At 69.2% G+C, this 24,439-nt stretch carries 22 protein-coding genes; 13 read left to right on the top strand and 9 right to left on the bottom strand.

From position 1 onward, the window contains the following. Positions 1-22 precede the first annotated feature (22 nt). Positions 23-2,485: a DUF2339 domain-containing protein gene (locus ASE78_RS16710; RefSeq protein ID WP_056498640.1), complete on the top strand. Its 2,463-nt coding sequence runs from the start codon at positions 23-25 to the stop codon at positions 2,483-2,485. On the opposite strand, the gene ASE78_RS16705 is transcribed toward ASE78_RS16710, so the two are convergent. Beyond that, complete coding sequence (locus ASE78_RS16705) at positions 2,418-2,873, bottom strand: DUF6456 domain-containing protein (protein WP_056498637.1); 456 nt, start codon at positions 2,871-2,873, stop codon at positions 2,418-2,420. The genes ASE78_RS16710 and ASE78_RS16705 overlap by 68 nt on opposite strands. 93 nt (positions 2,874-2,966) lie before the next feature. On the opposite strand from ASE78_RS16705, the gene ASE78_RS16700 reads away from it, so the two are divergent. The 12 genes from ASE78_RS16700 to hslU all read left to right on the top strand — a co-directional run bounded on the left by ASE78_RS16700 (position 2,967) and on the right by hslU (position 16,798). Then, positions 2,967-3,527: a helix-turn-helix domain-containing protein gene (locus tag ASE78_RS16700; protein WP_056498635.1), complete on the top strand. Its 561-nt coding sequence runs from the start codon at positions 2,967-2,969 to the stop codon at positions 3,525-3,527. 53 nt (positions 3,528-3,580) lie between these two features. Continuing rightward, positions 3,581-5,857, top strand: coding sequence for a phosphoenolpyruvate--protein phosphotransferase (gene ptsP / locus ASE78_RS16695; RefSeq protein WP_056498633.1), 2,277 nt, complete (start codon positions 3,581-3,583; stop codon positions 5,855-5,857). A 103-nt stretch (positions 5,858-5,960) separates the two neighbouring features. Further along, positions 5,961-6,788, top strand: coding sequence for a helix-turn-helix domain-containing protein (locus tag ASE78_RS16690; protein WP_056498631.1), 828 nt, complete (start codon positions 5,961-5,963; stop codon positions 6,786-6,788). Between the two features lie 74 nt (positions 6,789-6,862). Then, a complete protein-coding gene (locus ASE78_RS16685; protein ID WP_200911095.1) occupies positions 6,863-7,858 on the top strand; it encodes a tetratricopeptide repeat protein in 996 nt (331 codons plus the stop codon). 64 nt (positions 7,859-7,922) lie between these two features. After that, positions 7,923-8,948, top strand: coding sequence for a tRNA lysidine(34) synthetase TilS (gene tilS / locus ASE78_RS16680; RefSeq protein WP_056498627.1), 1,026 nt, complete (start codon positions 7,923-7,925; stop codon positions 8,946-8,948). A 69-nt stretch (positions 8,949-9,017) separates the two neighbouring features. Next, complete coding sequence (gene ftsH / locus ASE78_RS16675; protein ID WP_055757738.1) at positions 9,018-10,982, top strand: ATP-dependent zinc metalloprotease FtsH; 1,965 nt, start codon at positions 9,018-9,020, stop codon at positions 10,980-10,982. An 89-nt stretch (positions 10,983-11,071) separates the two neighbouring features. Then, positions 11,072-11,386: a hypothetical protein gene (locus ASE78_RS16670; RefSeq protein WP_235515123.1), complete on the top strand. Its 315-nt coding sequence runs from the start codon at positions 11,072-11,074 to the stop codon at positions 11,384-11,386. A 310-nt stretch (positions 11,387-11,696) separates the two neighbouring features. After that, a complete protein-coding gene (locus ASE78_RS16665; protein WP_056498625.1) occupies positions 11,697-13,622 on the top strand; it encodes a CocE/NonD family hydrolase in 1,926 nt (641 codons plus the stop codon). A 255-nt stretch (positions 13,623-13,877) separates the two neighbouring features. Beyond that, positions 13,878-14,417, top strand: coding sequence for a glycoside hydrolase family 108 protein (locus ASE78_RS16660; RefSeq protein ID WP_056498623.1), 540 nt, complete (start codon positions 13,878-13,880; stop codon positions 14,415-14,417). A gap of 39 nt (positions 14,418-14,456) precedes the next feature. Further along, entirely contained in the window at positions 14,457-14,867 is a 411-nt protein-coding gene (locus ASE78_RS16655; protein ID WP_056498621.1) for a holin family protein, read from the top strand. A gap of 68 nt (positions 14,868-14,935) precedes the next feature. Continuing rightward, positions 14,936-15,487, top strand: a complete 552-nt coding sequence (hslV, locus tag ASE78_RS16650) for an ATP-dependent protease subunit HslV (RefSeq protein ID WP_055757729.1) — start codon at positions 14,936-14,938, stop codon at positions 15,485-15,487. Positions 15,488-15,499: 12 nt separating this feature from the next. After that, positions 15,500-16,798: an ATP-dependent protease ATPase subunit HslU gene (hslU, locus tag ASE78_RS16645; RefSeq protein WP_056498619.1), complete on the top strand. Its 1,299-nt coding sequence runs from the start codon at positions 15,500-15,502 to the stop codon at positions 16,796-16,798. 45 nt (positions 16,799-16,843) lie between these two features. Here the strand turns inward: hslU and ASE78_RS16640 are convergent, their stop codons facing one another. The 8 genes from ASE78_RS16640 to ASE78_RS16605 form a co-directional block, all read right to left on the bottom strand. Then, positions 16,844-17,242 (bottom strand): hypothetical protein, encoded by a 399-nt coding sequence (locus tag ASE78_RS16640; protein WP_056498617.1) that lies wholly within the window; start codon positions 17,240-17,242, stop codon positions 16,844-16,846. 25 nt (positions 17,243-17,267) lie between these two features. Beyond that, positions 17,268-17,990: a hydroxyacylglutathione hydrolase gene (gloB, locus tag ASE78_RS16635; protein ID WP_056499261.1), complete on the bottom strand. Its 723-nt coding sequence runs from the start codon at positions 17,988-17,990 to the stop codon at positions 17,268-17,270. After that, positions 17,987-18,406 carry a VOC family protein gene (locus tag ASE78_RS16630; RefSeq protein ID WP_056498614.1) on the bottom strand — a complete coding sequence of 140 codons (420 nt, stop codon included), beginning with the start codon at positions 18,404-18,406 and terminating at the stop codon, positions 17,987-17,989. Before ASE78_RS16630 ends, gloB begins: the two co-directional genes overlap by 4 nt. Positions 18,407-18,463: 57 nt before the next feature. Then, the gene (locus tag ASE78_RS16625; protein ID WP_414887059.1) at positions 18,464-19,225 is read right to left on the bottom strand and encodes a tetratricopeptide repeat protein; all 762 of its coding nucleotides are present in this window, start codon (positions 19,223-19,225) and stop codon (positions 18,464-18,466) included. Further along, positions 19,222-19,929 carry an alpha/beta hydrolase gene (locus tag ASE78_RS16620; protein ID WP_056498613.1) on the bottom strand — a complete coding sequence of 236 codons (708 nt, stop codon included), beginning with the start codon at positions 19,927-19,929 and terminating at the stop codon, positions 19,222-19,224. The genes ASE78_RS16625 and ASE78_RS16620 overlap by 4 nt, the downstream gene beginning before the upstream one ends. A 314-nt stretch (positions 19,930-20,243) precedes the next feature. Continuing rightward, positions 20,244-20,966 carry an acetoacetyl-CoA reductase gene (gene phbB / locus ASE78_RS16615; protein ID WP_055757720.1) on the bottom strand — a complete coding sequence of 241 codons (723 nt, stop codon included), beginning with the start codon at positions 20,964-20,966 and terminating at the stop codon, positions 20,244-20,246. Between the two features lie 28 nt (positions 20,967-20,994). Continuing rightward, on the bottom strand, positions 20,995-22,002 hold the full coding sequence (gene hemH / locus ASE78_RS16610; RefSeq protein ID WP_056498611.1) for a ferrochelatase: 1,008 nt from the start codon (positions 22,000-22,002) through the stop codon (positions 20,995-20,997). A gap of 299 nt (positions 22,003-22,301) precedes the next feature. Continuing rightward, a partial coding sequence (locus tag ASE78_RS16605) for a xanthine dehydrogenase family protein molybdopterin-binding subunit (RefSeq protein WP_082467327.1) occupies positions 22,302-24,439 on the bottom strand: 2,138 nt, incomplete at its 5' end.

Genomic DNA, 24,439 nt, shown 5'->3' with positions numbered 1-24,439 from the left:
GCTGTGCCACTATCGCCGGATTGTGAGCGAACTGCTGTCCCTGCTGCTGCTCGTGCTGGTGGCCGTTCTCGGTGTGGCGCTGCTGCGCCTGTCGCGCCGCGTCGCCCTGCTCGAAGCGAAGCTCGGCCTTGCCCCCGCGCCCGTCGTCCTGCCAGAGCCGCTGCCGCGCCCCGCCCCCGCCGCCCGCCCCGAACCGCGCATCGAATGGCCCGCGCCGCCGCGTCCCAAGCGCTCCCGTCCGTCGATCGATCTCGAAACGCTGGTCGGCGCGCGGTTGCCGGTGTGGATCGGCGGCCTCGCGCTGGTCGTCGCCGGCATCTTCCTCGTCCGCCTGTCGATCGAGGCGGGCTGGCTGACCCCCGCCGTCCGCACCCTGTTCGCCGCCGGCTTCGCGCTGCTGCTGCTGGCCGGCGCGGAGGTCGCCCGCCGCCTTCCCGCCACCCGCGGCGACCCGCGGATCGGGCAGGTGCTTGCCGGGGCCGGCATCGCCTCGGCCTATGCGACGCTCTATCTCGCCGCCGCGCTCTATCATCTCGTCAGTCCGCTGACCGGCTTCGTCGTGATGCTCGGCGTCACCGCGCTCGGCCTGTTCCTCGCGCTGCGCCACGGCCCGCCGACCGCCGTCATGGCGCTGATCGGCGGGTTCGCCGCGCCGCTGGTCGCGGGCTATGACGCGGCGGGGATCGGTCCGCTGCTCGTCTATCTCGGCCTGTTCGCCGCCGCGCTGCTCGGCCTTGCCAGCGTGCGCGGCTGGGCGTGGCTCGCCGTGACCACGCTCGTCACCGGCTTCGGCTGGTCGGCGCTGCTGATCGCGCTTCTCCCAACGAACGATCTCGCCGCGCTGGGGCTGTTCGTCGTCGCGCTGGGCATCGGCGGCGCGCTGGCCGCGCCGCGCACCGGCGTCACCCATCGGTTGCTGCGCGCCGCGCCGGTAGTGGTCGCGCTGGTCCAGTTGCTCGCGCTCGCCCCCGCGCTCGATTTCTCGGCGCTGGCGTGGGGCTTCTACCTCGTCCTCGCCGCCGCCGCGCTGTTCCTTGGCCACCGCGACGGCGCGCTGCTCCCCGCCGGCTTGGCGGCCGCGATCCTCGTCACGCTGCTGGTCGCCGCCGGGCTGGTGGCGGGCAGTACCACCACCCCGGTCGCGCTGCCCGTAGCGATCCTGCTGTTCGCCCTGAGCGGCGGACTCTTGTCGCGCCGCTCGGCGCAATGGGTGATGATCGCGCTGGTCGGCGGCATCGGCCCGCTGCTCGCCGCGCAACTGGTCGACCCCGGCCTGCTGCGCCCGATCGGCTGGGCCGCCGCATGGGGCCTGCTCGGCGCGGCCGGCGCGCTGCTCGGGCAGCGGCACCGCGACCGGCGCGATACCGGCGACCTCGGACTGGTCGGCGGCATCGCCACCGCCGCGCTCGGCCTCGCGCTCGCGCTCGCCAATCTCGTGCCGCCCGCCTTCGCCACGCTCGCGCCGCTCGCCGCACTCGCGCTGCTGGCGGCGGCGCTGCCGCAGGATCGTGGCGCGCTCGCCCGGCTGGCGGCGCTCCCCGCGCTGGCGCTGCTCGCGCTGATCGCGCCGACGCTGACCGCGATCGGCCACACCATCGCGCTGGCGATCCTGTACGAAGCGCTGCCCTACACCACCCTGCCGTCAGCCGCCGACGCACTGACACAAGCGCTGCTCCCCGCGCTCGCGCTGCTCGGCCTCGCCCGCTGGCGGCGCGGCCTATTCGGTCCGGTCGCCGTGCCGATCCTCACCGCCGCCACGGCCATCGCGATCCTCGGCGGCTACGTCCTGCTCAAACAGCCGCTCGCCATCGCCACCCTGCCCCGCTTCGTCAGCCTCGGCTTCGTCGAGCGCGCCGCGATCACCGACCTCGCGCTGGTCGCCGGCTGGCTGCTGTGGAACCGCATCCCGGCGCTGGCGCGCGCACTCGTCGCATTGGCGCTCGCCCGGCTGGTCTGGTTCGACCTGATCGGCCTCAACCCGGCCTGGATCGAACAGGAAGTCGGCCCGCTCCCGCTGCTCAACGCCGCCACCCTCCACCTTGGCCTCTTCGCGCTGATACTATGGCGGCTCCCCGGCCTGCCGCAGCGTCACCTCGCCGCCGCCGCGCTCACCCTGCTGGCGGTCCTCGCCACCATCCGTCAGGCGACGCATGGCACGCTGCTGACCGGCCCGGTGACGTCGGGCGAAAACTGGGGCTATTCGGCGGCGATGCTCGCCCTCGCCATCCTGTGGCTGTGGCAGGGGGTGGCGCGCGACCGGCGCGAGCTGCGCCGCTTCGGCCTGACATTGCTCACCCTCACCACCCTCAAGGTCTTTCTGATCGATGCCGCCGCACTCGGCGGCATCTGGCGGATCGTTTCGTTCTTGGGATTGGGCCTCGCGCTGATCGCGATCGGTTGGGGCTATCGCCGCTTCCTCACCCCAGCCGATAATGCGCCGCCAGCCGGTCCAGCGCCAGCGTCAGCACCAGCCGCCCCGATCTGATCGGCCAGCCCAGCGCCTTTTCCGCCGCCGGCAACCCCTCGCCCGCGCACACCGTCCGCCACAAGATGTCCGACAGCCCCGGCCCGACCGCCGCGATCGCCGCATCGAACCGCGCCTTCGCCGCCAACTGCCCGCCCGACGGATCGGCCGGCACCCCCTTGGCCCCACGCGGCGCGCCGTCCCAGCGCATCGTCACCCGGGGGCCGAGCGACGCCGCCTCATACGCCTCGCGCAGCCGCTCCCCCGCATCATATTGCCGCGTATCGACCAGCCCGCGCGCTTTCAGCCAATCGAGCGGCGATTCGCGCAGGTTCACCTGCACCCGCCGCCCGCCCGGCGTGTCCGTCACCCGTCCCGCCTCCAGCCGCCGCTCGACCAACTCCCGCATAGACCCGCTCCTTCGTCGTTGCCGCGAACCCTTGCCACGACGCCTAAGCTGTAGGACAGCACTACAAACCAGATAGGTTGGAGAGACACCGCCATGATAACCGCAATCCGCGAGGTCCGCCGTGCGCGGCGGCTGACGCTGGGGGAGGTCGCCGCGCGCTGCGTGCCGCCCACCACCGCGCAGACGATCGGCCGGCTGGAGACGGGCACCCGCACCGTCTCGGTCGGCTGGCTCAACCGCATCGCGCTGGCGCTGGAGGTGGAGGCGGCCGATCTCGTCCGCCTGCCCGACCGCGCCGACATCACCGTCGCCGCGATCCTGGACGCCGCCGGCGTTACCGCGCCGCGCCGGCAGGCCAGCGTCGTGCCGCCACGCCCCGACGGCGATCTGGTGGCGGTGGTCGTCGATCAGGCATCGGGCGACTATCGCAGCGGCGATACGCTGTGGTGCCGCCGCCTTGCCCCGCCGGCGTTCGCGCAGGCACTGGGCCGCGACGTGCTGGTGCCGATGCCGGCGGGCAGCTTCCTGTTCGGCCGGCTGCTCGGCCTCGATCCCGACCGGCTGACCATCCTGCCGATCGGCACCGGCGCGCTCCATGTTCTGGCCGTCACGCCATGGCTGGCGGTCGCCGAGCAACTGGTGCGAAAGCTGTGATTTTTGGGTGAAGCGTCGTGACGCTGTGGCACGGCCGTGGTAGCGCATGCGCCATGCCCGTTTCGGCCGCTGCCTCCGCCCGCGAAATCCTGACGAACCTTCACGACGTGATGGCGTCGCGAAGTCCGGCGCAGGCCAAACTCAACTCGGTCGTCCGCATCATCGCCGAAGCGCTCGATAGCGAGGTCTGCTCGATCTACCTGCTGCGCGAGGGGCTGCTCGAACTCTTCGCCACCGTGGGGCTGGCGCAGGAAGCGGTCCACGTCACCAAACTGGCGACCGGCGAGGGACTCGTCGGCACCATCGTTGCCAATGTCGAGACGCTCAATCTGGCCGAAGCCGCGATCCATCCCGACTTCGCCTACCGGCCGGAGACGGGCGAGGACAAATATCACAGCTTCGCCGGCGTGCCGATCATCCGCCGCGAACGTGCCGTCGGCGTGCTGGCGGTGCAGCATGCCGATCCGCGCCGCTATGCCGATGTCGAGATCGAGGCGCTCCAGACCGTCGCGATGGTCCTGTCCGAACTGATCGCCAACGCCGACCTGATCGACCCGACCGGCGGCACCCCCACCCGCCCGCAGGCGACCGGCGCGATGCGGGTCGACGGGTTCAAGCTGGTCGAGGGCATGGCCTCGGGCGTCGCGGTGTTCCACCAGCCGCGCATCGTCATCGAACATACCGTCGCCGAGGATACCGAGGCCGAGCGTCACCGCGTCTATGCCGCGTTCGACAAGATGCGCGACCAGATCGAACGCATGTCGAACCAGGCCGAATTCGGCGTCGGCGGCGAACATGACGAGGTCCTCGCGACCTACAAGATGTTCGCCTATGACGAAGGCTGGGCGCGGCGCATCAACGAGGCGATCGACAGCGGCCTGACCGCCGAGGCGGCGATCGAGCGCGTCCAGCAACGCACCCGGATGCGGATGCGCGAGATCAAGGACCCGCTCCTCGCCGACCGGATGCACGACCTTGAGGATCTGTCCAACCGGTTGCTGCGCATCGTCTCCGGGCAACTCGGCACCGCCGCGCAGATGGGGCTCAGGCAGGACACGATCCTGCTCGCGCGCAACCTGGGGCCGGCCGAACTGCTCGAATACGACCGCCGCCGGCTGAAAGGCGTGGTGCTGGAGGAAGGGTCGCTCACCGCGCATGTCGTCATCGTCGCGCGGGCGATGGGCGTGCCGGTGCTGGGGCGCGTGCGCGACATCAAGCGGCTGATCGCCGAGGGCGACCGGCTGCTGCTCAACTCGGTCGAGGACCTGCTGGTCATCCGCCCGACCCCGGCGATGGAGGAAGCGTTCGAGGCGCGGCTGGCGCTGACGCAGAAGCGCCGCGCCGCCTTCGCCGCGATGAAGGGCGAACCGCCGGTCACGAAGGACGGCCACCGCATCACGATGATGGTGAACGCAGGGCTTCGCGACGACGTGGCGGCGCTCGACCTGACCGGCGCGGACGGCATCGGCCTGTTCCGCACCGAATTCCAGTTCCTCGTCTCCGCCACCCTGCCGCAGCGCGAACGCCAGCAGCGGCTCTACCGCGACGTGCTGGAGGTCGCGGGCGACCGCCCGGTCGTGTTCCGCACCGTCGACATCGGCGGCGACAAGGCGCTGCCCTATCTCGACCACGCCGATGGCCATGTCGAGGAGAACCCGGCGATGGGCTGGCGCGCGCTGCGGCTCGCGCTCGCCCGCGAAGGATTGATGAAGGCGCAGGCCCGCGCATTGATCGAGGCGGCGTCGGGCCGCACGCTCAACGTCATGTTCCCGATGGTGTCCGAACCCTGGGAGTTCGAGGAGGCCCGCACCATCTTCGAGGCGCAGCGCGACTGGCTGCGCGAACGCGGCCGCACGCCGCCGACCGACATCCGCTATGGCGCGATGCTGGAGGTGCCGGCGCTGGCCGACGTGCTCGATTTCCTGTGGCCGAACCTCGACTTCCTGTCGATCGGCACCAACGACCTGACGCAGTTCCTGTTCGCCGCCGATCGCGCCGATCCCCGGCTCGCGGTGCGCTACGACTGGTTGTCGCCCGCCATCCTGCGCTTCCTGCGCCGGGTGACGCGCGAGGCGCATGCGGCGGGCAAGCCGGTGGCGGTGTGTGGCGAGATGGGCGGACGGCCGCTCGAAGCCATGGCGCTGATCGCGATCGGTATCGACCGGCTGTCGATCACCCCGGCGGCGGTCGGCCCGGTCAAGGCGATGATCCGCTCGCTCGATCGTACGGCGGCGATGGCGCAGGTCGAATCGCTGCTGGCCACCCCCTCGCGCTCGCTGCGGGAGCCGCTGGAGGAATGGGCGCGGGCGAACGGTGTCGAATTGAACTGATCGCACGGCGGTTTGCCGCGCTGCGGCGTTGACACCCGCCGCCGCCTATCCGAAACCGCGTCACAGGTCGAAAGGCGGACAGTCCGCCGTGGAAGGAGTATCGATGACGGACGGCGAGGGCACCACCGGCACGCCGCGAACGGCGGGCATGATGCTGCGCCAGGCGCGGGAGGCGCAGGGGCTGACCCTGTCCGACATCGCACAGCGCACCCGCATTCCGCTGCGCCACCTCGAAGCGGTCGAGGACGGCAAGTTCCAGGCACTGCCGTCGATCACCTATGCGATGGGCTTCGGCCGGTCCTATGCCCGCGCGGTCGGCGTCGACGAGACGGAGGTGGCGCGCGCGCTGCGGGCCGAACTGGCGATCAGCTATCAGCGGCCCGAGCCCCTGCAGGACCTCGAACCGATCGGCGAGCGGCGCGGCCCCTCGATGGGCGTGACCGCGATGGGCGCGGCGGTGGCGATCGTGCTGCTGCTGATCGTCGGGGTCTATTTCGGCACCTCGCTGCTGCGCCGCGACGATCCCGTCACCGCGCCGGCCGCGACCGTCGCCGCCGATCTCGGCATGCTGCCCCCCACCCCGACGCCGGGCGCCGCGCCCGCCGCCGGTGGCGCGGCCCCCGCCGCCGTGCCGGCGGGCAGCGGTGGACAGGTGGCGCTCACCGCGACCGGATCGGTGTGGATTCGCGTGTTCGACGATACCGGCACGATCACCAACCGCGAACTCAAGCCAGGCGAGCGCTACGACGTGCCGATGACCGCGAAGAACCCGCAGATCCGCACCGGCCGTCCCGATCTGTTGACGGTGACGCTCAACGGGTCGAACATCGCGCCGCTCGGCACCGCCGAACGCGCGATCACCGTCGGGGTCAGCGCCGATGCGCTGCGCGCGCGCGGCACCGCCACGCCGACCCCGGCACCGGCGGGTTAAGCGTGGCGACAGGGTGGAGGCCACAGGATAAAGCAATGAAGCATCAACGCCCTGTTCCCATGCGCACGGCTCCCATGCGCGCGCTTGCCGCCCTGCCGTTCCTCGCGCTCGTGCTGAGCGTGCCCGCCGCCGCGCAGCAGACGCAGCTCGACGGCCGCGTCAACAAGCTGGAGCGCGAGATGCGCGCGGTGCAGCGCAAGGTGTTCCCCGGCGGCGCGCCCAACCAGGTCGAACCGCAGATCACCGCGCCGACGCAGGCGATCGACATCCCCGGCACCCCGACCAGCGGCCCCCTCGCCACGCTGGAGGCGCGGTTGAGCGCGCTCGAATCGCAACAGCAGACGCTCACCAACCAGATCGAGCAGGCGCAGTATAAGCAGCGCCAGTTGGAAGAACAGTTCATCGCCTATCGCCGCACGACCGACCAGCGGCTCACCGCGCTGGAAAGCAACGGCGCGACCGTGACCCCGGCCACCCCCGGCGCGATCGCGGCAGCGGGCGATACCAGCGTCAGCCCGCCGGTCGTGCGCGGGTCGGGCAACGGCGGTGATACGCTCGGCGGCACCCGCCCGGCCACGCCGCGCCCGACGACCACGCCGACCCCCGCGCCGGCGGCGACCACCACCGATCCCGCCCGCGCGGGCCGTATCGCGGCGATCGAAAAGCCCGCCTCCGGCGACGCGGCGGAGGACGGCTATCTCTACGGCTTCCGCCTTTGGAGCGCGAAGCTGTATCCCGAAGCCATTGCCGCGCTGAAACCGGTGGTCGACAAATATCCGCAGCACCGCCGCGCCAGCTATGCCCAGAACCTGATCGGCCGGTCGTATCTCGACGACGGCAAACCCTCGCTCGCCTCGATCGCCTTCTACGACAATTACAAGAAGATGCCCGATGGCGAACGCGCACCCGACAGCCTGTTCTATCTGGCCGACGCGCTCATCAAGCTGAAAAAGACCAAGGAAGCCTGCGACGTCTATGGCGAGCTGGGCGAGGTCTATGGCGACAAGATCTCGCCGCAGATGAAGGCCGATGTCGTGAAGGGTCGCGCGGCGGCCAAATGCGCTGCCTGATCCGGCCGGGCGGTTCGCGCGCGATCTGATCGCGCTCGCCGCCGCGCCTGTCCCTGACCGGCCATTGGCCATCGCAGTATCGGGCGGCCCCGATTCGATGGCGCTGCTCCGGCTCGCGGCGATCGCCTTTCCGGCCAGCGTCATCGCCGCGACCGTCGACCACCGCCTGCGCGCGGCGGCGGCGGACGAGGCGGCGATGGTCGCCGACTGGTGCCGGGCGCAGGGCATCGCACACGCCACCCTCGCCCCCGCGACCCCGCCAGCCGGGGCCAGCATCCAGGCACAAGCGCGCTACGTCCGCTACGCGCTGCTCGGGCGTTGGGCGCTGACCGCCGGGGCATGCGCGCTCGCCACCGCGCACCATGCCGACGATCAGGCCGAAACCTTCCTGATGCGTGCCGCGCGCGGTTCCGGCCCGGCGGGCCTCGCCGGGATCCGCCCGCGCTGGGAGTTCGCGCCCGATCGCTGGGCAGCCATGGCCCCACCCCGACCGTACCCCCGCGCAGGCGGGGGTCCAGAGTCCGACAGACCGGACGTAAGCGCGATACGCCCTGGCCCCCCGCCTGCGCGGGGGTACGATCGTCCAATCCGTCTCCCCGTCGTCCGTCCGCTCCTCGGCTGGCGCCGCCACGACCTTCGCGCCATCGCCGCCGCGCTGCCGTTCGTCGACGATCCGTCGAACACCGATCCCCGCCATGATCGCACCGCCGCCCGCGCGCTGCTGGCGCAAGGCCATCTCGACCCGACCGCCCTCGCCGCGGCCGCCGCGCATTGCCGCGAGGTCGATGCCGCGCTCGGGCAGACCGTCGACTGGCTCTGGCGCACCCGCCGCCTGCCCGCCGATCCGGGCGAAGTCCGCCTCGATCCCACCGACCTGCCACGCGAGCTGTGCCGCCGCCTCGCCCGCCGCGCGATCGGCGCGGTTCGCGCCCACGCGCCCTGCGAGGGCCGTTGGTCCGATTCGGCCAATATCGAACCGCTGCTGGATGCGCTTGTCGCCGGCAAGGCCGCGACGCAGGCCGGCGTTTTCGTGGCCGTCCGGGGGCCGCACTGGCACTTCCGCCCCGCTCCGCCGCGACGATCAGTCTGATCGGCTTTGTTCCATTGCCATTAACTTGCGGCAGCCTATCTTGGTGGCACTGAGAGGTATCACTTCGGCATGAACGATAACGACAAGCAGAACGGCCCCGACGGTGGCGGTGGCGGCAATCCGTGGATGAAGAGCCTGCTGATCTGGGTCGGCATCCTCGTCTCGCTCGCCATGTTCGTGACGCTCTTCGACGGGCGATCGGCGCAGACGCAGGGGCAGGTCGTTCCCTATTCGACCTTCTTGGACAAGGTCGACGAGGGTTCGGTGCGCGAGGTCAACATCGCGCCCAACACGATCACCGGCATCTACACCAATGACGAGAAGTTCCGCACCAACGCGCTGAACGATCCCAATCTGATCGAACGGCTGCGGACCAAGAACGTCACGATGAACGCGCGCCCCGAAGAGGGTCCGAACATCTGGCTCGTCATGCTGTACCAGTCGCTGCCGTTCCTGCTGTTCCTCGGCATCGCCTTCTTCGTCCTGCGCCAGATGCAGAAGGGCGGCGGCGGCGGCGGCGCGATGGGCTTCGGCAAGTCTCGCGCGCGCATGCTCACGCAGAAGGAAGGCAAGGTAACGTTCGACGATGTCGCCGGCATCGACGAGGCACGCGCCGAGCTGACCGAAATCGTCGACTTCCTGAAGGACCCGACCAAGTTCGCGCGCCTCGGCGGTAAGATCCCCAAGGGCGCACTGCTGGTCGGCTCGCCCGGCACCGGCAAGACGCTGCTCGCCCGCGCCATCGCGGGCGAGGCGGGCGTGCCGTTCTTCACCATCTCCGGCTCGGACTTCGTCGAGATGTTTGTCGGCGTCGGTGCCAGCCGCGTGCGCGACATGTTCGAACAGGCCAAGAAGTCGGCCCCCTGCATCGTCTTCATCGACGAAATCGACGCGGTCGGCCGTCATCGCGGCGCAGGTCTGGGCAATGGCAACGACGAGCGCGAGCAGACGCTGAACCAGTTGCTGGTCGAGATGGACGGCTTCGAGGCGAACGAGGGCATCATCATCGTCGCGGCGACCAACCGCCCCGACGTGCTCGACCCGGCGCTGCTGCGTCCGGGCCGCTTCGACCGGCAGGTCGTGGTGCCGCGCCCCGACATCGAGGGGCGGATCAAGATCCTGCAGGTCCATATGAAGAAGGTGCCGCTGGCCCCCGACGTCGACCCGCGCGTCATCGCGCGCGGCACACCCGGCTTCTCGGGCGCGGACCTTGCCAATCTCGTCAACGAAGCGGCGCTGACGGCGGCGCGCAAGGGCAAGCGCCTCGTCGCGAACCAGGAGTTCGAGGAGGCGAAGGACAAGGTCATGATGGGTGCCGAACGGCGCTCGATGGTGATGACCGACGATGAAAAGCGGATGACCGCCTATCACGAGGCCGGCCATGCCATCGTCTCGCTGCACGAACCCGCGTCGGACCCGATCCACAAGGCGACGATCATCCCGCGCGGCCGTGCGCTCGGCATGGTGATGCGCCTGCCCGAACGCGATTCGTACAGCTATCACCGCGACAAGATGTACGCGAACCTCTCGGTCGCGATGGGCGGCCGCATCGCCGAGGAGATCATCTTCGGCTATGACAAGGTATCGTCGGGCGCCTCGGGCGACATCCAGCAGGCGACCGGTCTGGCGCGCGACATGGTGACGCGCTGGGGCATGTCCGACGCGGTCGGCCCCGTCGAATATGGCGAACCGCAGGGGGAAAGCTTCCTCGGATACTCGGCATCGGCCCCGTCGCGCATGTCGAACAAGACCGCCGAACTGATCGACAGCGAGATCAAGCGCATCGTCGAGGGCGGCCTGTCGCGCGCACGCCAGTTGCTGACCGACCATGTCGACCAGCTCCACTTGCTGGCCGGCGCGCTGCTCGAATACGAAACCCTCTCGGGCGACGAGATCAAGCGCCTGATCGCGGGCGAAACCATCGACCGCGACATCGGCACGCCCACCACCCCGCTGTCGGCCGGCGGCACGTCGATCCCCAAGACCCGCCGCCCCCGCGGCCCCTTTGGATCGCCGACGCCTCAGGGGGCATAAACCCTCCATTCCGGGATGCCGCGTGACCGTGCCGGCGCGCGGCATCCCGTCGCACAGGACGAACCCTTTCCGTCAGTAGTACTGGAACCATGCCAATGCGCCGGTTTGTTGTTGCCGCGGTGTTATGCAGCCTGATGCCCGGCATTGCCGATGCAATGACGGTCAGCGAGTTTCTGGCAAAGACAAGGGCGTTGAAGGCGGAGGGCATGATGGCGATGTTCTCGTCCGACGCCACGCTGCTCAAACGGGAGATCGGCGGTATCGCGGCGGAATATCGCGCGAAGCGGCTGGCCGACAAGGCAGCCGGACGACCACCACATAGTTGCCCGCCCGATCATGCGAAAATGAGCGGCGACACATTGCTCGCCGCGCTGAACAAATTCCGCGCGCTCAACAGGGCGTGAGCCTCAAGGACGGGTTCGCGGCGACGATGCAGCGCCTGTATCCCTGCGCCCGCTGAAACCGGTCGACCAAATTGACAGCGCGAGAACGAATGTACACCCCGGTGCGGGGCATCATCCTGCGCGTCTCGCACACTTTCCTCCGTCCTCTGGCAGAACGATACCCCGTTCGCCATGGAACATAGCATCGCCCCATCGCCCCGGTCACCGCGCGGAAACCCCGCCCGCGAAGACGGACATCGTCGTCCGCCCCTTGACAACCGCCCGCCCAACCGTGTGACATTGTAACGTCATGTTGGCGTCGGGAGTCCCTATGCGCATCCGTACCCTGTTATTCGCCTGCACCCTATTGGCCGTCACCACGACCGGTCCGGCCCAGACCGCGCCCGGCCCCGACATCTGGCCGCGCAGCGGCGACATTCCCGCGAAGTTCACGCCCCCCACCGACAAGTACAATTATGTCCGGCGCGAGGTGATGATCCCGATGCGCGACGGGGTGAAGCTGCACACCGTCATCATGATTCCGAAGGGCGCGGCGAACGCGCCGATCCTCCTCACCCGCACGCCCTACAACGCCTCGGGCCGGGTCGCGCGCAGCGACAGCACCGATTATGTCGCGGCACTGCCACAGGGCGACGAGGTGTTCACCCGCGCCGGCTACATCCGCGTGTTCCAGGACATTCGCGGCAAATACGGCTCGGAGGGCGAGTATGTCGTCACCCGCCCGGTGCGCGGCCCGTTGAACCCGACGACCACCGATCACGTCACCGACGCATACGACACGATCGACTGGCTGGTGAACAAGGCGAACCTGCCCGAAAGCAACGGCCGCGTCGGCATGCTGGGGTCGTCGTACGAAGGGTTCACCGTCGTCATGGCGCTGCTCAACCCACACCCCGCCTTGAAGGTCGCCGCGCCCGAAAGCCCGATGATCGACGGCTGGATGGGCGACGACTGGTTCCATTACGGCGCGTTCCGCCTGGCGAACATCGGCTGGATCGGCAGCCAGACGGGATACAAGGGCCCGGGCGCATCGCCGCCGTCGACCACCTATGACGATTACGACCAGTTCCGGCAGGTCGGCTCGGCCAACGACTGGGCCAAGGCATCGGGCTATGCGCAACTGCCCTTCTGGCAGCGCTTCGTCGCGCATCCCGCCTATGATGCCTATTGGCAGGGACAGGCGCTCGACAAGCTGCTCGCCGCCAACCCGTCGAACGTCCCCACCATGTGGGAACAGGGGCTGTGGGATCAGGAGGACATGTACGGCGCGATCACCGCATGGGAGGCGCTGAAGGCGAAGGGCAAGGGCGGCAACAACTTCCTCGTCATGGGACCATGGCGGCACAGCGGCGCGAACTATGACGGCTCGTCGCTCGGCGACCTCAAGTTCAACGGCGACACCGCGCTGCAGTGGCGGCAAAACTATCTCTTCCCGTTCTTCGACCAGTATCTGCGTGACGGTCGCCCCGCGTTCACCCCGCCGCAGGCGCTGATCTACAACACTGGCGAGAACCACTGGGACGAACTGACGCAGTGGCCGCTTGCCTGCGACACGGGCTGTGCCGCGCCGATGAAGCCGATCTATCTCGGCGCCGACGGCGATCTCGGCTTCGCGCCCGTGCCGGCAGGTGGCGACAGCTATGTGTCCGATCCGGCCAAGCCCGTCCCGCACCTCTCGCGCCCGGTCAATTTCGACGATGGCCGGTGGAAGGCGTGGCTGGTCAGCGACCAGCGCCATGTCGACGGCCGCACCGACGTGATGACCTACCAGACGCCGGCGCTGACGAAGGCGGTCAAGGTCGCGGGCGCGCCGATCGCCGACCTGTTCGCGAAGACCACCGGCACCGACGGCGATTTCGTGGTGAAGGTGATCGACGTGTACCCTGATGTCGTCCCCGGCGAACCGGCCAAGGGCGGCTATCAACTGCCGATCGCGCTCGACATCTTCCGCGGCCGCTACCGCGACGACGTCGCCAAGCCCTCGGCGATCCCGGCGAACAAGACGCAGCGCTACCGCTTCCGCCTGCCCACGGTGAACCATGTGTTCCAGCCGGGGCACCGTATCATGGTGCAGGTGCAGTCGTCGCTGTTCCCGCTCTACGACCGCAATCCGCAGACCTATGTCCCCAACATCTTCACCGCGCCGAAATCGGCGTACAGGAAGGCGACGGTAACGATCGAACGCGGCGGCGCGACGCCGAGCGCGGTATGGCTGCCGGTGGTGCCGACGAACTGATCCTCGTCTCTTGAAAGGGGGGTGGGGCGGGTTGCAGCCGCCACCCCCCTCTCCCGATGCTCACCGTCACCCCGGACTTGTTCCGGGATCCACCGCGCCGCAGACGCACCAAGGGTTGCGTGACCGGAACCGTGGACCCCGGAACAAGTCCGGGGTGACGAAGCGTGTGTGACGACCCCTCGTCGACACCCGAAACCCTTCTGTCCTACAACCGGATGTTCCTGATACGTTCTCCACCCAACCAGGAGAACGACCATGACCATCGACCGACTGATCGACGACGTGATCGACCGCGAGGGCGGCTATGTCGACCATCCCGCCGATCGCGGTGGCGCGACCCGCTTCGGTATCACCAAAGGCGTTGCCCGCGCCGAAGGCTACACCGGCGACATGCGCCATTTCCCCCGCGCGCAAGCAGTGCAGCTCTACCGCCGCCGCTACTGGCTCGCCCCCGGCTTCGACCAGGTGGCGAAACGCGCGCCGGCGCTCGCCGCCGAACTGTTCGACACCGGCGTCAACATGGGGCCGACGGTGGCGGCGGGCTTCCTGCAACGCACGCTGAACGCACTCAACCGGGGCGCGCGGGACTGGCCGGACGTAAACCTCGACAGCGCGATCGGCACACGAACGCTTGCCGCGCTGGACGCGATGCTCGCCAGCCGCGGCCCGGCGGCCGAAGCGGTCTTGGTCAAGGCGATCAATGCCTTGCAGGGCGAACGCTACCTCCGCCTCGCCGAAACGCGCCCCGCCAACGAAGCCTTTCTCTACGGCTGGCTGGCGCAGCGCGTGAGCTGACGAGTGTAAACTTTGTAAACTTTGACCTCACAGGAGCCCATGATGCTGCCGACCCTGATCGCCCCCATCGCCGGCCTGCTGGACAAGCTGATTCCCGACCCGCAGGCGCGCAACGCCGCCAAGCTCGAACTCCTCCGCCTCGAATCGACCCGCGATCTGGACGCGACCCGCGCCCAGCTTCAGGCGATCGTGGCCGAGGCGCAGTCGACCGACCCATGGACCGCCCGCGCCCGGCCGGGCTTCCTCTATGTGATGTATGCGCTGCTGCTGTGGTCGATCCCGATGGGCCTGCTCGCCGCGATCGAACCGTCGCTGGGGCAAGCCGTCGCGCGGGGCATGACCGCCTATCTGCGCGGCATCCCCGAAGAACTCTACGCGCTCTTCGGCACCGGCTATCTCGGCTACACCGCCGCGCGCGCATGGGGCAAGGCGAAGGGCGTGGAGAAATAGCCCGCGCCTGATGCCGGCCGGGGGAGGGGAACTTGGCGAAGCCGCCCCCCCTCCCCATATCGCACGCCATGAGCAAAGAGACGGTGTGGCACGGCACCACGATTGTATCCGTGCGTCGCGGCGGTCGCGTGGTGATCGCGGGGGATGGGCAGGTTTCGGCCGGACAGACGGTCATGAAACCGAATGCGAGAAAGGTCCGCCCGCTGGGCGACGGCAAGGTCATTGCCGGCTTCGCCGGGGCGACCGCCGATGCCTTTACCCTGTTCGAACGGCTGGAGGCCAAGCTGGAGCGGCATCAGGGCCAGTTGCTGCGCGCGGCGGTCGAACTCGCCAAGGACTGGCGGACCGACAAGTTTCTGCGCAATCTGGAAGCGATGCTGATCGTCGCCGACAAGGACGTGACCTTGGTCGTCACGGGCAACGGCGACGTGCTCGAACCCGAAGCCGGAATTGCCGCGATCGGATCGGGCGGGAACTTCGCGCTCGCCGCCGCCCGCGCGCTGTCCGACTATGAAGGCGATGCGGAGAAGGTGGCGCGCAAGGCGCTCGCGATCGCCGCCGAACTGTGCGTCTACACCAACGACCGCGTGACTCTCGAAGCGCTCGACAGCGCCAACTGAACCGGACTTTCCATGAACGACCAGCTCACCCCCAAGGCGATCGTCGCCGCCCTCGACGCGCACATCATCGGCCAGCATGATGCCAAGCGCGCCGTCGCCGTGGCGCTGCGCAACCGCTGGCGTCGCCAGCAGCTCTCGCCCGATCTGCGCGACGAGGTGTCGCCGAAGAACATCCTGATGATCGGACCCACCGGCTGCGGCAAGACCGAGATCAGCCGCCGCCTCGCCAAGCTGGCCGACGCCCCGTTCGTCAAGGTGGAAGCGACCAAGTTCACCGAGGTCGGCTACGTCGGCCGCGACGTCGAACAGATCGCGCGCGATCTGGTCGAGGAAGCGATCCGGCTGGAGCGCGAGCGTCGCCGGGTGGCGGTGAAGGACAAGGCCGAGGAAGCGGCGATGGCCCGCCTGCTCGACGCGCTGACCGGCAAGGGCGCGAGCGAGGCGACCCGCGAGGCGTTCCGCCAGCGCTTCCGCGACGGGCATATGGACGACAAGGAGGTCGAGATCGAACTCGACGCCCAGCCGCAGATGCCGTTCGAGGTGCCCGGGGCCGCGCCGCAGATGATCGACCTGTCGGCGATGATGGGCAAGGCGTTCGGACAGGGCCAGCAGAAACGCCGCAAGCTGACCGTGCGTGCCGCATGGGACAAGCTTGTCGAGGAAGAGGCCGACAAGCGGCTCGACCAGGACGAGGTCAGCCGCGTCGCGCTGGCCGATGCCGAGGCGAACGGCATCGTGTTCCTCGACGAGATCGACAAGATCGCGGTGAGCGACGGACGCGGCGGCGGATCGATCAGCCGCGAAGGCGTGCAGCGCGACCTGCTGCCGTTGATCGAGGGGACGACCGTCGCCACCAAATACGGCCCGATGAAGACCGACCATGTCCTCTTCATCGCATCGGGCGCGTTCCATGTGGCCAAGCCCAGCGACCTGCTGCCCGAACTTCAGGGGCGGCTGCCGATCCGGGTCGAGCTGAAGGGATTGAGCGAGGCCGATTTCATCGCGATCCTGTCGGACACCAAGGCATCGCTGCCCGCGCAGTATCGCGCGCTGCTGGCGACCGAATCGGTCGACGTGACCTTCACCGACGACGGCATCGCCGCCGTCGCCCGCATCGCGGCGGAGGTGAATGCCGAGATCGAGAATATCGGGGCGCGCCGGTTGCAGACGGTGATGGAAAAGCTGCTGGAGGAAATCAGCTTCGATGCAGAGGACCGCGCCGGCCATGCGGTGACGATCGACGCCGCCTATGTCGACAAGCAACTGGCGAGCATCGCGCGCAACACCGACCTCAGCCGCTACGTGCTGTAGGCGTCGTGCCGTCCGTCCGGGCTGTCCCGGACGGACGGCAGGCGGTTAACTCGCCTTGTCGTAGGGCACGAAGGTGCCGAAGGTGCAGTCACCCGACGGGATCTGCGATCCCCGGTCGATCAGCCGGAAACGATCGTTGCGGCACACCTGCGCGCCGTACAGGATCGACACCACGATCTGGTCGTCGCGCAGGAACGGGCAACGGTCGCGGACCTGGGTCCGCCACAACCGCTTGCCGTTCTGGCGATAGACGAGCGAGTCGCCGATCACCTGCGGCCCGTCGATGAAGCCGGTCGGGATGCAGTTCTGCGGCGTGCCCGGCGTCCGCCCCGCCAGCGCGCTGGCGAGCAGCCGGTCGCCGCGCGCTTCGGTTTCCGCCTGCTGCTGCGGGGTCGCGCACGCCCCCAGCATCAACGCCGCTGCCGTCCATGCCAATCGCTTCATGCCGCTTCTCCTGAACCCGCTGAAATCAAAACGCATCCTTGGCCGATCGGTGCCGTGCCAGTTCCTCGACCGTTCCCGCGCGCAGAAACGGGTTGGTCGCCCGCTCCGCACCGATCGTCGTCGGCACCGTCGCCTCGCCCCGCTCACGCATCGCACCGACCGCCACCAGCCGCTCGGCGATCGCGGCATTGTCCGGCTCGGCATGCACGGCGTAGCGCGCGTTCGACAGCGTATATTCGTGGCCGCAATACACCCGCGTATCGGCGGGCAGGTCGGCATAGCGCCGCATGTTACCGAACATCTCGGCCGCCGTCCCCTCGAACAACCGGCCGCACCCCATCGCGAACAGTGTGTCGCCGGTGAAGATGACGTCATCCTGCGCGAAATGGAACGCGACATGCCCCGCGGTATGGCCGGGCACCGCCCACACCTGCGCCTGGTGGTCGCCGACGAACAGCATCGCGCCTTCGCCGACGCCATCGTCCATGTCGGCGATCTTCGCCCGTTCCGCCTCCGGCCCGGTGATCCGCGCACCCGTCGCGGCTTTCAGCGCGGCATTGCCGCCGACATGATCGGCGTGCCAGTGCGTGTTCCAGATCGCGGTGATCGTCCACCCCCGCGTCGCCGCCGCATCGATCAGCGGCTGCGCCTCGCCCGGATCGATCGCCACCGTCGCGCCGCTCGCATCGTCATGGACCAGCCATGCGTAATTGTCGGAGAGGACGGGGACCGCCACGATCTCCATCACCACGTCCCTGTGTTCGCCATCGACGCCCATGGTTCGGCGGGCGGCAGCGACCCGTCCTGCAACAGCTCGATCGAGATGCCGTCGGGCGTCTTCACGAACGCCATATGCCCGTCGCGCGGCGGACGGTTGATCGTGACGCCGGCCTCGGCCAGCCGCTGGCAGGTGGCGTAAATATCATCGACGCGGAACGCGAGGTGCCCGAAGTTGCGCCCGCCGGCATACTCCTCCGCGTCCCAGTTATGCGTCAGCTCGACCTCGGCGACGCCTTCCTGCCCCGGCGCGGCGAGGAAGATCAGCGTGAAGCGGCCCTTCTCGCTTGTCGTGCGGCGGATCTCCTTGAGGCCCAGCAGATCGAAGAAGGCGATGGTCGCGTCCGGGTCGCTGACGCGGATCATGGTGTGGAGATAGCGGGTCATGGGCGGCTCCGTTGCAGGTCGCGTCCGCATATCGGCACGATCAACCGCCCCCGCAACTCACGCCGATGGCAGCGTATCCAGCGCGGCATCGGCCGCCTTCGCCTGCGGACTGCCCGGCGCCAGCCGCGCCACCGCCTCGAACGCCGCGCGTGCCGCCTTGGTATCGCCCGACAGGCCGGCAATATTGCCCGCCTCCAACTGGACCGACGGATCGTCGCCCGACCGGCGCACCGCCTCGGCGATGTCGGTCCGCGCGCGCGGCAGGTCGTTCGTCCGCCGCGCCAGCGTCGCCGAGAGCAGCCACGCCAGCGGATCGGCCGGCGCGTCCTTCAACGCCCGGTCGAGATCGGCCCGCGCCCCGGCCATATCCCCCGCCGCGACCCGCACCCTGGCCCGGTCGAGCTGCGCCTCGCCGCGCGCCAGCCCGGTCAACGTGCCGGTCGCCAGCGCCGCGTCGAGCGCGCGGCCCGCCGCCATCGTATCATTGTCGGCCAGCCGGGCATTGCCCGCCTGCGCCCAATAATTGGCGGCGCGCGGGTCCTTGGCGACCTCCGCCTCCTTCGCCGCCTGCTCGAACGCCTCGGCCGCCGCGCTCCAGCGCTGCCGCGACGCATAGCTCATGCCGAGACACTGGCGTGCGAGGAAGCCGCCGCCGACCAGCCGCCATTGCCCGGCGATCCGCTCGCCTTCCTCCGGGTTGCCGGTCGCGGCATCGACACAGGCGTCGTAGCGAGCCTCGGGCGTCGGCGCGGCCGGGCGCGGCGGTCCGGCGGCGGCGGTGGTCTGGGCGACGATCAGGGCGGCAAGCAGCAGGGTCAAAGCACATCCTCGATGGCGCGCAGGATCAGCGCGATGTCCGATTCGCGCGACAGGCGGTGGTCGCCATCCTTGACGAGCCAGGTCTGCACATTCGCTGAACGCAGCCGGCTGGCGAGATGCACCGTCCGCTCCCATGGCACATCGGCATCGCGCTGCCCCTGCACCAGCCGCACCGGGCCATCGATCGGCAGTTCGCCGTGCATCACCCGGTTGGCCTCACCCGACGACCAGAAGGCGCGGGTGAACACGCTCGGTGTATCGGCATAGGGCGACGGCCGCTCGATCCGTCCGTGCGTCAGCAGCGTCATCTTCTCCGCCTGGGTAAAGCCCCAGTCGGTGAAGTCGGGCGCGGGCGCGATCCCAACTAGCCCGGCGATCCGCTCGGGCCGCGCCCGCGCGGCGAGCAGCGCGATCCACCCGCCCATCGACGATCCGACCAGCACTACCGGCCCTGCGATCACCTCATCGATCATCGCCAGCGCATCGTCGCGCCAACCGGCGAGCGTCTGGTCCTCGAACTCGCCGGGGCTGTCACCGCAACCGGCATAGTCGAAGCGAAGGAACGCGCGGCCCTGCGCCTTCGCCCATGCCTCGATCGCCAGCGCCTTGGTGCCGGTCATGTCGGAGGCATAGCCCGGCAGGAACAGGATCGTCGGACCGGTGCCGGGGGTGTGGCGATAGGCGAGCGGGCGGGAATCGGTCATGGGGCCGGATCATGCCATGCGGTTCGCGGTGGGGGAAGGGTTGGCACCCTGTTCAATGCACTACCGTCACCCCGGACTTGTTCCGGGGTCCACCGGGCCGCTCACGATGCTGCTGGATCAGGAACGCTACCGCCTGTCGGGTAGGGCGTTCTGGGTGGGGTGGTTCGCTTCCCAAGGCGACGACGGCAAAGCCGCCGTCGGTCGGGGGCATCTGGCCCCCGCCGGCCATGCCGGACGATCCGTGCCTTGCCGGGCTTTGCCCGGCTCGGCTCGGCTCGGACCGGCGGGGAAGCTTGCTTCCCCGCCTTCGTCCGTCAGTACATGTGCTGCCCGCCATTGATGCTCAGCGTCGATCCGGTGACGAACCCGCCCTCTTCCGAGCACAGGAACGCCACGCCGCGCGCGATTTCGCTCGCCTGACCCAGACGGCCGACCGGGATCTTGGCAACGATCTTCTCCAGCACGTCGGCCGGCACCGCCGCCACCATGTCGGTGTCGATATAGCCCGGGGCGATCGCGTTCACGGTCACGCCGAACCGCGCGCCTTCCTGCGCCAGCGCCTTGGTGAAGCCGTGGATGCCCGACTTGGCGGCGGCATAGTTGACCTGGCCATACTGGCCCGCCTGACCGTTGATCGAGCCGATGTTGACGATCCGGCCCCATTTGCGGTCGCGCATGCCGGGGAAGGTCGCCTTGGCGAGATTGAAGCACCCGCCGAGGTTGGTGCGGATCACGTCGTCCCACATCTCGTAGCTCATCTTGAGCAGTGTGCCGTCGCGGGTAATACCGGCGTTGTTGACGACGATGTCGACCGGGCCGAGCGCTTCCTCGATCGCCTTGACGCCTGCCTGCGTCGCTTCGAAATCGCCCACGTCGAACTTGAACGCGGCGATGCCGGTGCGCTCGGTGAACGCCTTCGCCTTTTCGTCGTTGCCCGCATAATTGGCGGCGACGGTGACGCCCATTTCCTGCAGAGCAAGGCTGATCGCCTCGCCGATGCCGCGCGTGCCGCCGGTGACGATCGCTACCCGTGCCATGCATTCTCTCCCAAATGTTTCGTCCCTGCTAGGCGGGGTCGATCCATCCCGCAAGTTCGCGTGCGATGATGTTGCGCAACATTTTATTGCCGTGCGGCTCGGCATTCAGGCAAGGAAGATAGGCGAAATCCGTGCCGCCCGCTTCCACGAAGCTTTCCTTGCCCCGGATCGCCAGTTCCTCCAGCGTCTCCAGACAGTCCGCCGAAAAGCCCGGCGCGAAGATCGCGACGCGGCGCTTGCCCGCCTTCGCCAGCTCGACCAGCGTCTCGTCGGTCGCCGGTCCCAGCCACTTGGCCGGCCCGAAACGCGACTGGAACGCGATGGTCAGCGGCCGGCCCAACGCCTCGGACACCAGCCGCGCGGTTTTCTGACAATGGCAATGATAGGGGTCGCCCAGTTGCAACGTGCGCTTGGGCATGCCGTGAAAGCTGGCGACGATCGTGTCCGGCTCGAAATCGAGCTTCGCCAGATCTTCGCCAAGCGTCGTGGCGAGCGCGTCGATATAGGCCGGATCGTCGTAATAGGGTGGCAGCGTGCGGATCGCCGGTTGCCAGCGCAGGCCGGCCAGATGCGCGAACGCCTTGTCATTGGCGGTCGCGGTCGTCGCTGCGCAATATTGCGGGTAGAGCGGGGCCAGCAGGATGCGGTCGCATCCCTGCTCACGCAGCGAATCGATCCGGCTGGCGATCGATGGATTGCCGTAGCGCATCGCCCAGTCGATCACGACGCCCTCGCCGAACGCGCCCTGCATCGCCTCCGACTGCGCGCGGGTGATCGCAGCAAGCGGCGAACCCCGGTCGCTCCACACCTGTTGATAGGCATGCGCCGACTTCTTCGGCCGAGTGTTCAGGATGATCCCGCGCAGGATCGGCTGCCACGCGATCGCCGGAAGCTCGACGACGCGGCGATCGGACAGGAATTCGGCGAGGTAGCGCTTCACCGAGCTTGGCGACGGATCGTCGGGCGTGCCGAGGTTCATCAACAGCACGCCGATGCGGCGGGGCGGGAATACGGGGTGATTCGTCGGACGGTCCATGGCGCGGTGTAACGCGCGAACGGGGCGGACGGGGCAAGCGGTTTCGGTTTTCACGCGAAGGCGCGGAGACGCGAAGGATACAGAGAAGAAATTTTCGCGCAGAGGCGCAGAGGCGCGGAGGGGATGCGTTCGCGGGACGGATAACCGCGAAGCGACCTTATCAATTCGTGGCAGCGTGAGCAGGCGTCTCCCGGTCGCGAGCGGTTTCCGTTATCATTACCTCTCTGCGCCTCTGCGCCTCTGCGCGAACCCATTTCTTCTTCGCGTCTTCGCGCCTTCGCGTGAACCAGAACCGCAAACTACCCCAGCAACGGCAACGACCGATACCGCCGCCCCGTCGCCGCATACAGCGCGTTGGCGATCGCCGGGGCCACTACCGGCACCGCCAGTTCGCTTACCCCGCCCGGATCGGCATCCGATTCGACCAATTCGATCAGCATTTCCGGGCTGTCGGCCAATCGCGGCAGGTTCAGCCCGCCGAAGCCGCGCACATCGGGCAGGTTCGCGGTGAAGCCGGTCGCCGCACCCGTCGCCATCGCCATGCCGAACAGCAACCCGCCCTCGATCTGCTGGCGCACCAGATCGGGGTTCACGATCCGCCCGCAATTGACCGCCGCGACCAGCCGGTCGACCTTCACCCGCCCGCCCTCGACCCGCGCCTCGGCCAGACAGGCGATCGCCGATCCGCGCATCCGGTGGCAGGCGATGCCCTGCGCGCTGCCCGGCACGCCGCCTTGCCAGCCGCCCATCGTCGCGACGCTCGACAGGCAGCGGGCCAGCGCCACGTCGCCGCCAAGCATCGCAATGCGGAACGAATGCGCCTCGACCCCGGCGAATCCGGCAAGCTCGTCGAGGAAACATTCGTTGAAGAACGCGGTGTAGCTGTGCGCCCCCGATCGCCACCAGCCGGCGGGTAGCCCTAGTTCGGCGGGATGATGATCGACCGCGACATTGGCGATGCCATAGGGTGGCACCGCGCCATCGGTCGCCAGCGCGTCGCCATGGTCGCCGGGCAGCGCCATGCCGATCGACGTGGCGACATCGCCGCCCAGCAACCGGCGGGCGAGGTCGCGTCCGGTGCGCGGCGCGGCGATCCGCGCCTGCCACCCGGCGATCCGTCCGCCGCGCGCCAGCCGCGCCGTCATCCTTGCGGCGGCGGGGGTGCGATACTGGTCGGCAAGACAATCCTCGCCGCGCGACCACGTCAGTTGCACCGGTCGGTCGAGCCGCCGCGCCAGCACCGCCACCTGTTCGGCGACGCGGGTGTCGAGGTTCGCGCCGAACGATCCCCCAGCGATCGTCGGGTGCAGGATCACGCTGTTCTCGGCCACCCCGATCGCGCGGGCGACAGCAGCACGGGCCAGCGTCGGCGCCTGCGTCGGGAGCCACAGCGTCAGCGTGCCGTCGCGCCATACCGCCGTGGCGCTGGTCGGCTCGATCGCGGCGTGGAGCGCGGCGCGCACCCGGTAGGTCGCGGTCTGCGTCCGGGCACCTGCGAAGGCAGCGTCGATGTCACCGCCGGCATGGACCCGCGCGCCCTCGACTGCCAGCGCCCTGTCGAGCGCGGCGGCGATCGAGGCGTCGTCGATCAGCCCGTGCGTCTCGAACCGGGGAGCCATCGCGTCGAGCGCGCGATTGGCCGCCCACCACGTCGTCGCCACCGCCGCGACCCAGCCGGGGTTCTCGACCACCGCGACCACGCCGGGCAGCCGCTCCACCGCCGTCTTGTCGACCGCGATCCGCCGGGTATCGCCGATCGGCCCCTGCCGGACCGAGGCGAAGACCATGCCCGCCAATCGAATATCGCCGGCAAAGGTCGCGCGCCCGTCGACCTTCGCCGGCGCGTCGAGCCGGGGGAGCGGTTGGCCGACCAGCCGCTTCTCCTCGCCGGTGCGAAACGGCAGTTCCCCGCCCGGCAGGCTTTCGCCTGCCGCCGCCTCGGCCAGCTTGCCGAAGCGCTCACGCTGCTCGCCCATCACGACGAAGCCGTCCGCCGTGCCGCAACTGCGCCAGTCGCCGCCCCAGCCGCGTGCCGCCGCCTTGCACAACAACACCCGCGCCGCCGCACCCGCTTCGCGCAGCGGCCCCTCGAACCGGCGGATCGAGGTCGACCCGCCGGTCAGCATCAGCGTGTTGCGCTCGGCATAGGCAGTGCGCGTCGCTTCGGGGAGCAGCGCCAGCGCGTCGCCGAACAGGATGCCGGCGGCCAGCGGATTGGCATAGAGCGGGTTGATCGGCGCCGCCTCCACCGCGACGGTGCGCCAGTCGGCGCCCAGTTCATCCGCGACGATCTGCGGCAGCGCGGTATAGACGCCCTGACCATGTTCGGCCTGCGGCACCGCCACCGTCACCTGTCCGTCCGCGCCGATCTTGAGGTACGGCCCGAACACCGTCTCCCCCTCGGCCGCCGCGAGATTCACGCCGTAACGGCGCGGCC

It is taken from the genome of Sphingomonas sp. Leaf25 (assembly GCF_001421635.1).
Classification (GTDB): Bacteria; Pseudomonadota; Alphaproteobacteria; order Sphingomonadales; family Sphingomonadaceae; genus Sphingomonas.
Note: the sequence above shows the minus strand (reverse complement) of the source record. Positions and strands in the feature narration are given on the sequence as shown.